This window comes from Corynebacterium variabile (genome assembly GCF_006539825.1).
GTDB lineage: Bacteria > Actinomycetota > Actinomycetes > Mycobacteriales > Mycobacteriaceae > Corynebacterium > Corynebacterium variabile.
On record NZ_BJNT01000019.1, the window covers coordinates 75,938 to 83,883 of the forward strand.

Genomic DNA, 7,946 nt, shown 5'->3' on the forward strand with positions numbered 1-7,946 from the left:
TGAACTGTGGGTCCCCTCTTCTGGCGGAGGCGCGCCGGTGAGAGCCTCATTCAGCGCACCATCCGGGCCTTCTTCATCCCCCACCGGTACAGCGCTCCGCACATGGTGACGAAGATCGCGCCGATGACCACCGGGGTGAGCAGGTAGCTCCAGGTCTCACCGTCGAGCATGATGATCAGGGGGATGCCCGCCGCCGGTGGATGGAGGACGCGCAGGAACACCATGACCATGATCGCGACGCCGGTGGCCAGCGACATCGACCACCATTGCGTCGGCATGGTGGTGACCACCGTCAGTCCCGCCACAGCGGAGATCATGTGCCCGCCGATGACATTGATCGGTTGGGACACCGGCGCCTTCGGCAGAACGAACTCGAGGACGCAGGACGCACCGAAGCTCGCCATGAGCAGAGGATGACCGACAACGTCGGAGAAGAACCCGAGTAGGGCGATGACCACCATCGACGCGAACCCGGACAACAGGATCGCCGGAATGGAGAACCGGGGCTGGGTGCGGGTGAAAGATCTGCGGAGCGCACGGCCTACCGACCGCAGCGCCGGGATCACTTCATGTCTCCGCTGTCCACTCCCGCGGCGGCGTTGTCGACGGCGTTGCCGAGTCGGGTGACCGGCCGGGTCGTGAGTCTGGCCACCGCGGCGGGCAACTCGACCACCGGATCGGTCAGCGGCAGCAGGCGGAGGTCCGGGGTGGACGTACCGGGCGTCCCCACCGGTACGACCGCGGCCCACTGACCGGTGGCGGCGAAGGCGACCAGTGAGGACACCGAATCGGACTCCACGGCAGGAGTGACTGTCACCCCCGCGGAGGCTGTGGCCCGGTCGAAGCAGGCACGGGCGAACATGCCCCGGGCGAGCAGAGCGACCGGAAGCTTCGCGAGATCGACTGCGGTGATCCGGTCCCGGCCTGCATCCGAACCATGGGACGGACCCAGCCCAGGGCCGAGTGTCTCGAGCAGACTCCCGGTGAGCACGACGGCGTAGCGCACCGGTTCCAGCGGGGTGAGCGTGAGCCCGTCCAGGTCGACGGCCCCGTCGACGTCGTCGACAGGGTGGATCACGGCGGCGTCAAGGTCGTGGGAACGCAGCCGCTCCACCAGACCTCCTGTACCGATGCCGGGGCTGACCTCCACGCGGATACCGGGATGTGCGGCGGTGAGCCGGGCGATGACGGCGGCGGCGCGGGTGTCTCCGGAAGGAATGGTCCCGAGGCGCAGTGTCGTGGTCAGGTGTCCGCTGGCGGCGGTGAGGTCCTCGACGAGTCGGCGGCGGTCGGCGAGGATCCGGCGGACGTGGGTGAGCAGGAGTTCGCCTTCGGGGGTGAGGTCCTGGAAAGAGGACCGGCCCCGGTTGACCAGGGGGACGCCGAGTTCCGCCTCGAGTTTCCGGACTGCCTCGGACATCGTCGAGGTCGTCACGAAGCAGGACGCGGCGGCACGGCCGAAGTGGCGTTCCCGGGCGAGCGCGTCGAAGTACTCGAGCTGAGTGAGCAACATAGGGCTGACGCTACTCCACCGGCCAGGGGTACCACCCACCTGGAGCGTCACGTCGCATCACATGACTGCACATGGACGTACGGCAGAAATGAACGACATGTCCCGCACTGCTCACATGGCGGCCTTGGCCGTCTGCGCGGTCTCCAGGAGCTCTTCGGCGTGGGCCCTGCCGGTGTCCGATTCAAGTCCGGCGAGCATCCGTGACAGTTCCTCGACGCGCTCCTCCTCGGTGAGAGTGCGCACACTGGAGCGCACCGTCGCATCGGTCGCCGCCTTGGACACATGGACATGGGCGTCAGCGAACGCCGCGACCTGGGGCAGGTGTGTCACCACGATGACCTGGTTGTGGACCGCCAGACGGGCGAGCCGACGCCCGATCTCCACGGCGGCCCGTCCGCCGACGCCGGAGTCCACCTCGTCGAAGACCATTGTGCGGCCGGATCCGGCGAGGATGACCTCCAGGGCGAGCATCACGCGGGAGAGTTCACCACCGGAGGCGGTTGCACCCAGCGGGTGGGCAGATCCGCCCTGGACCAGCTGGAACTCAACCTCGGTGATGCCGTCCGGACCGCAGTCGGCGGTGGTGGCGTTCTTCCCTGCGCCCTTCCCCAGGTTCTTCCCGTCACCGCCGTGGGTGGTCACCTCCACCCGGAACTCCGCGGCCATCTGCAGACCCCTGATCTCGGCGGTGACGGCCTCGGCGAACCGGGCGGAGGCTGCGATGCGGCCGGCCGCGAGTCGGCGGGCGGCGGCGAGCATCTCCTCGGCGGCATCGCTGACCCTGGCACGCAGTTCCTCGAGGACGTCATCTGAGACGTCGATCGCCCCGAGCCGTTCCCGTGCCTCGTCCCGCCAGGCCAGCGCACCGTCCACGTCGACGGCGAAGGTGCGCAGTTCGCGCAGATCCTGCTGACGTTGCAGCAGATCCTCCAGGTTCTCCGGGTCCGGGGCAGCGGAGAGCACCGTCCCGAGTTCGCCGGAGATGTCGGCGAGCTCCCCGACCAGGGCTGCCAGCCGACTTCCCAGGCCGGCGATCCGCGGATCTCCGCCGGCGGCGGCCTCCAGGACCGAGGCAGCCATGCCGAGGGCATCGGCGGCGGACTCCCCCGCGTCCTCAGGATCCCCGTCGACGGCGGTCAGCGCGGTGGCCACGGCCGAGCGGACGTCATCGGCGTCCTGCAGGCGACTGATCCTCACTTTGAGGTCCTCGTCCTCACCGGGCTGCGGGTCGAGCTCGTCGATCTGCGCCAGTGCATGGCGCAGGGTCTCGGCTTCCAGTGCGAGCTCCCGGCGCTTGACGGTGCGGTCGTTGAGGTCCCGGGCCAGCCCCGCCCACTGTCGACGCAGACGGCGGTACTCCCGGCGGTCATCGTCGAGCCCCGCGAAACTGTCGAGACTGCGCAGTTGTTTCACCGGGTCAGTGAGCTGCAGCTGGTCAGACTGACCGTGGATGGTCAGCAACCGGGAGGTGAAGTCGGAGAGCACACCGGCGGCGACAGTCCGGCCCGCCAGGTGAGCCCGGGAGCGTCCGGAAGCGTTGACCGACCGGGAGACGACCGCCTCCCCGTCATCGAGATATCCCCCGATCTCCTCGACCATCTGAGCGAGTTTGTCGGCGTCACCGTCAGTCGGACCACTGTCGGCGTCCCCGCCGAGAATGCGGAAGATGCCGTCAACCGACGCCTTGTCGGTCCCGCCCCGCACCCGCTGGGCGTCCGCCCGCGCACCCGAGAGAAGCTTCAGCCCCGTGACCACCATCGTCTTACCCGCGCCGGTTTCACCAGTGACGACAGTGAAGCCTGCGGCGAACTCCGCCGTGGCTTCCTCGATGACCCCGAGATTCCGGATCTGCAGTTCAGTCAGCATGATGGGAGGAATCTTACCGAACAGATGATCGAGATTCCAGTGTCCGGTGCAACTGTCAGCGTCGCGGCCCGCGCCACCCGGTGACCGGGAGCCGAAACTTCTTGACCATGCGGTCGGCGAACGGCTCGGAGTCCAGCCGCACCCAGCGGACGTCCTGCGGGCCACGCCGCACCTCGACGCGGGAACCGGGCGGCATGTGGATCTGGCGGAAGCCGTCCATCACGGCCGTCGCCGGCGAGGTCATCGGGTTACTCTCCACGGCGACCGTCGAATCCGGGGAGACGACCAGCGGGCGGGAGAACAGCGCGTGGGCGTTGGAGGGCACGACGAGGATAGACGCCAGCTCCGGCCACAGCACCGGCCCCCCGGCGGAGAAGGCGTAGGCGGTGGAGCCGGTCGGGGTGGACACGAGCACGCCGTCACAGCCGAAGGAACTCACCGGACGCTGGTCGACCTCGAGGATCGCGTCGAGCACGCCCTGACGGTTGAGGTTCTCCACGGAGCACTCGTTGAGCGCCCAGCCGGTACCGAGGACGCGGCCCTGCGCGTCGCGCACGGTGATCGACAGCGTCATGCGGTTCTCGATGCGGTAGTCGCCGCCGATGACGCGGTCGATGGCCGCCTGCAGGTCCTCACCCTCCCACTCGGCGAGGAAGCCGATGTGGCCCATGTTCACGCCGAGGACGGGGACGTCCTGCGCGTGGGCGATGTCAGCGGCACGCAGGAAGGTGCCGTCACCGCCGAGCACGAGGACAAGGTCCGCACCGAGTGCGGCGTCGGGGGTGTGACCGTAGCGGGGGAAACGCCCGAGGATCTCGTGGCGGGCGACCGGGGCGGGGTCTCCGGTGGACATGACGCGCACGGTCAGGCCGCCGTCGGAGAGCTGCTGGGCGGCAGCGGCCGCGGAGCTGAGCTTGTCGTCTCCGCCGGTGTGCGCCACCAGCAGTACTTCCCGGGGAGCGGGGGTCTCGTCGGTCACTGGGGTCCCTCCTTGACGGCAGTATCGACCATGGCCTGCAGCTGTTCATCGTCCGGGGCCGTCGCGCCACCGTCTTTGATCAACCACAGAAAGTATTCCACGTTTCCGCTCGGCCCGGGCAACGGGGACGCTGTCACGGCCCTGGTCGACATGCCGTGGCGTAGTGCTTCACAGGCCACACCGAGGGTCACTTCGGCACGCAGCTCCGGTGAACGGACCACGCCACCATGGCCCAACCGGCTCTTGCCCACCTCGAACTGGGGCTTGACCATCGGCAGCAGGCTACCGCCGTCACGGACACAGGCCGCCAGTGCAGGCAACACCAGTTCGATGGAGATGAACGACAGGTCACCGACCATGGCGTCCGCCTGTCCGTCCAGCTGTTCCAGGGTGAGAGTACGGACGTTGGTCCGGTCGAGCACGGTGACCCGCGGGTCGTTCTGCAGCCGCCAGATGAGCTGGCCGTAGCCGACGTCGACGGCGAGGACCTCGGAGACTCCGCGGTCCAGACAGACGTCGGTGAATCCGCCGGTGGACGCGCCGGCGTCGAGCACCCTGGTTCCGGCGAGGTCGAGGCCCTGCGGTTCGAAGGCCGCGAGTGCGCCGAGAAGTTTGTGTGCGCCGCGGGAGGCCCACCGGTCGTCGTCGCTCTCGGTGACGCGGATGGACACCTCACCGTCGACACCGGTGGCGGGCTTCTTCGCCTCCATGCCGTTGACGCTGACACGGCCGTCGAGGATCATCTCCCGGGCGTGCTCGCGTGAACGGGCGATCTTGCGCTTGACGAGCTCGGTATCGAGCCGACGCAGCTGCGTTCCCTTGGACTTGGCCATCAGTGTCTCTCCTCGTCCTTCTTCTGTCCGTCCAACGCATCGGCGATCACCCGGTGGGCGCGCTCGAGCAGGTCCGCTTCTTCAGCTCCCTCCGCCTCGGAGGACAGCAGGGCGTCCACCTCGGCGACGAGGGCGTCGGCGTCGAACCGGTCGGAGCCGGGCATCGGCGCGCTCACCGCCAGGCCGCCAGGGCTTCGGTGGCTGCGCTGTCACCCGACGCGGCATCGACCGTGAGGTCCTCTCCCCTGTCGTCGGCGGCCCACACCAGCGGCGCGGCGACAGCCAGAGCCTCTGCGGCCATGACATCGACGTCACCGGTGGCACCGGACTCCACGATGACCGTGTCGCCGTCCTGTCGTGCGGTCCAGCCGTCAAGGTGGTCGCGCAGGTTCGCGGCGATCCAGGTCGGACGCCACGTGGTGTGCAGGATCTCGCGGTGTCCGGAGACCCCGGTGAGCACGCAGAGGGTGTCCATGCCGGCGGCGATTCCGCCGGCGATGTCGGTATCCAGCCGATCGCCGACGGCCAGTGGACGCTCGGCTCCGAGATGACGCGCCGCCACCTCGAACATCGCGGGACCGGGCTTGCCCGCGCTGTGGGGAGTCACACCGGTGGCGCTGACGACCGCGGCGACAAGTGAGCCGTTACCGATGAGCAGTCCCCGCTCACTCGGCAGAGTGGTGTCCAGGTTGGACGCCACGTAGACCGCACCTGCCCGCACTGCGAGTGCTGCCTCGGAAAGCATCGCCCAGTTGTTCTCCGGGCTGTGTCCGTGCAGCACGACATCGGGACGCTCGTCGGCCGAGTCCACGACCCGGAATCCCGCGTCGGTGGCGAGCCCCCGGAAGGACCCTGCACCGACCACATAGGCGGTGGGGCGCGTGCCCTGGACTGCCCCTTCACCGCTGTCCAGCAGGGACGCTGCGAGAGTGCAGGCTGCCTGGGCGGAGGTCAGCACATCGGCCGCTTCCACCTCGACACCGAGGGAGGTGAGGTGCTCCGCCACCTGTTGCGGCGACCGGGAGGCATTGTTGGTGACGTACACCGACGCGCGTCCGGACAGGCCGTCACGGGCTCCGTCGACGGGCGCTCCACCGCGGAAAACAGTGCCGTCGAGGTCGACGAGCAGGGCGTCATAGCGGTCGAGGATCCGGTGGGGCGTGGCGGCGAGGGAGGACAGCAACGTCATCGGCGGGTCACTCGCTGAGTTCGGCGAGCCGGTCGTCTGCGTCGAGGACACCGTGGACGTCGAGCTTCGAGGCCTTGGTGAACCAGGAGCGGGCGTCATCGGTGCGTCCGGCCAGTGCAAGAGCATCGGCGTAGGCGTAGGTGACACGCAGTGCGGTGACCTCGGGAAGGTCGGAGGCTGCGGTCTCCGGTTCGAGGACCAGCAGGGCGTCGTCCATCTGCTTCAGGTCGTGGTGGGCACCGGCGATAACGATCGCCAGTTCCGCACGCTGCTCCGGATCCAGCTCAGCGGCCTCCTCGGAGGTCCCGAGTTCAATGGCCTTGTCCGGGTGGTTCAGTCCACGCTCACAGTCAGCCATGACGGCGAGGAGGCCGGGGCCACCAGCCATACGGCGGGCGGCGCGGAGCTCGGTGAGAGCTTCCTTCCACTCACCGGCGTGGTAGGCGGCGATACCGAGGGTCTCGCGGGTGATAGAGACGCGGCCTCCGCGCTCCTTGGCTGCCCGGGCATGGGCCAGGGCCTTGGCGCTGTCCTCGTCCATGAGGGACGCCGCCATGATCAGGTGGCCGGCCACCTTGTCTGCATTGTCCTTGGACAGGCTGCGCAGCTCCTGGCGGATGGCCGGGTCCAGCTCCTTGGGGCTGATGTCCGCGGGAACTTCCGGCTCATTGGAGCGGTCGTTCACACGGTTTTCGCGGTAACCGGAGCGCTGCGGACCGTTGTGGTGGTCGCGGCGGCGACCGTCAGGACGCATGCCGTTGTCGTCGCGGCTGTTACCGCGATATCCGCGGTTACCGCCACGTCGGTCGTCACCGCGTCGGTCGTCACGACGGTCGTTGTTGCCCCGGTACCCACCGCGACGATCGTCCCGACCACCGTCACGGCGATCATCACGACGGTCACCGTTGTATCCGCCACGACGGTCATCACGACGGTCACTGTTTCCGCGGTAGCCTCCGCGGCGGTCGTCACGACGATCATCACCACGGTCACCGTTGTAGCCGCCACGACGGTCGTCCCGACGGTCACTGTTGCCACGGTAGCCTCCGCGGCGGTCGTCACGACGATCATCACCACGGTCACCGTTGTAGCCGCCACGACGGTCGTCCCGACGCTCGCTGTTGCCACGGTAGCCACCACGACGGTCATCATCACGGCGGTCGTCCCGCCGGTCGTTGCTTCCCCGGTATCCGCCGCGGCGGTCATCCCGACGGTCGTTGTTCCCGCGGTAACCGCCACGGCGGTCGTCTCCCCGGGAGTCATTGCGACCGCGGTAACCGCCGCGGTCCCCCTGCGGACGACGATCGCCGCCTCGCTGCTGTCGGTCGCGGTCACGACCGTTATTGTACGATCCGCTCGTGCCGGAAGACTCGCTCATCAGATACCTTTCTGGAATCAGCTCAACTGTCCCGATTCTAGAGGTCACTGGTGTCCTCGACAACCAGCGTCCGGGCCCACCGGGGAGGGACCCAGACCGTGTGCAGGTGCTGCACACGCAGAAGAGCGGGGAGGGAGGCACACCACCCTGGTATGCCTCCCTCCCCGCTTCATCACTTTCAAGTTAGA

Annotated in this window: 8 protein-coding genes; all 8 read right to left on the reverse strand. The window is 68.4% G+C overall.

All coding sequences use genetic code 11. From position 1 onward, the window contains the following. Positions 1 to 50: 50 nt before the first annotated feature. The 8 genes from CVA01_RS11830 to CVA01_RS11860 all read right to left on the reverse strand — a co-directional run bounded on the left by CVA01_RS11830 (position 51) and on the right by CVA01_RS11860 (position 7,758). A complete protein-coding gene (locus tag CVA01_RS11830; protein WP_244938280.1) occupies positions 51 to 566 on the reverse strand; it encodes an HPP family protein in 516 nt (171 codons plus the stop codon). Further along, positions 563 to 1,513 (reverse strand): LysR family transcriptional regulator, encoded by a 951-nt coding sequence (locus tag CVA01_RS11835; protein WP_174775639.1) that lies wholly within the window; start codon positions 1,511 to 1,513, stop codon positions 563 to 565. The genes CVA01_RS11830 and CVA01_RS11835 overlap by 4 nt, the downstream gene beginning before the upstream one ends. Before the next feature lie 111 nt (positions 1,514 to 1,624). Further along, the gene (recN, locus tag CVA01_RS11840; protein WP_141330948.1) at positions 1,625 to 3,379 is read right to left on the reverse strand and encodes a DNA repair protein RecN; all 1,755 of its coding nucleotides are present in this window, start codon (positions 3,377 to 3,379) and stop codon (positions 1,625 to 1,627) included. A 55-nt stretch (positions 3,380 to 3,434) separates the two neighbouring features. Continuing rightward, entirely contained in the window at positions 3,435 to 4,358 is a 924-nt protein-coding gene (locus tag CVA01_RS11845; protein ID WP_041629961.1) for an NAD kinase, read from the reverse strand. Next, positions 4,355 to 5,191, reverse strand: a complete 837-nt coding sequence (locus tag CVA01_RS11850) for a TlyA family RNA methyltransferase (RefSeq protein WP_141330950.1) — start codon at positions 5,189 to 5,191, stop codon at positions 4,355 to 4,357. The genes CVA01_RS11845 and CVA01_RS11850 overlap by 4 nt, the downstream gene beginning before the upstream one ends. Beyond that, complete coding sequence (locus CVA01_RS14950; protein WP_170209773.1) at positions 5,191 to 5,367, reverse strand: hypothetical protein; 177 nt, start codon at positions 5,365 to 5,367, stop codon at positions 5,191 to 5,193. Before CVA01_RS14950 ends, CVA01_RS11850 begins: the two co-directional genes overlap by 1 nt. Continuing rightward, entirely contained in the window at positions 5,364 to 6,380 is a 1,017-nt protein-coding gene (locus CVA01_RS11855; protein WP_141330952.1) for an HAD-IIA family hydrolase, read from the reverse strand. The genes CVA01_RS14950 and CVA01_RS11855 overlap by 4 nt, the downstream gene beginning before the upstream one ends. A 7-nt stretch (positions 6,381 to 6,387) precedes the next feature. Next, positions 6,388 to 7,758, reverse strand: coding sequence for a tetratricopeptide repeat protein (locus CVA01_RS11860; protein ID WP_141330954.1), 1,371 nt, complete (start codon positions 7,756 to 7,758; stop codon positions 6,388 to 6,390). Positions 7,759 to 7,946: the final 188 nt, after the last annotated feature.

Bases quoted from the DNA above. Each gene is read 5' to 3' on its own strand.
- CVA01_RS11835 (WP_174775639.1), bottom strand. From the start codon at position 1,513: ATGTTGCTCACTCAGCTCGAGTACTTCGACGCGCTCGCCCGGGAACGC.
- recN (WP_141330948.1), bottom strand. From the start codon at position 3,379: ATGCTGACTGAACTGCAGATCCGGAATCTCGGGGTCATCGAGGAAGCC.
- CVA01_RS11850 (WP_141330950.1), bottom strand. From the start codon at position 5,191: ATGGCCAAGTCCAAGGGAACGCAGCTGCGTCGGCTCGATACCGAGCTC.
- CVA01_RS11855 (WP_141330952.1), bottom strand. From the start codon at position 6,380: ATGACGTTGCTGTCCTCCCTCGCCGCCACGCCCCACCGGATCCTCGAC.
- CVA01_RS11860 (WP_141330954.1), bottom strand. From the start codon at position 7,758: ATGAGCGAGTCTTCCGGCACGAGCGGATCGTACAATAACGGTCGTGAC.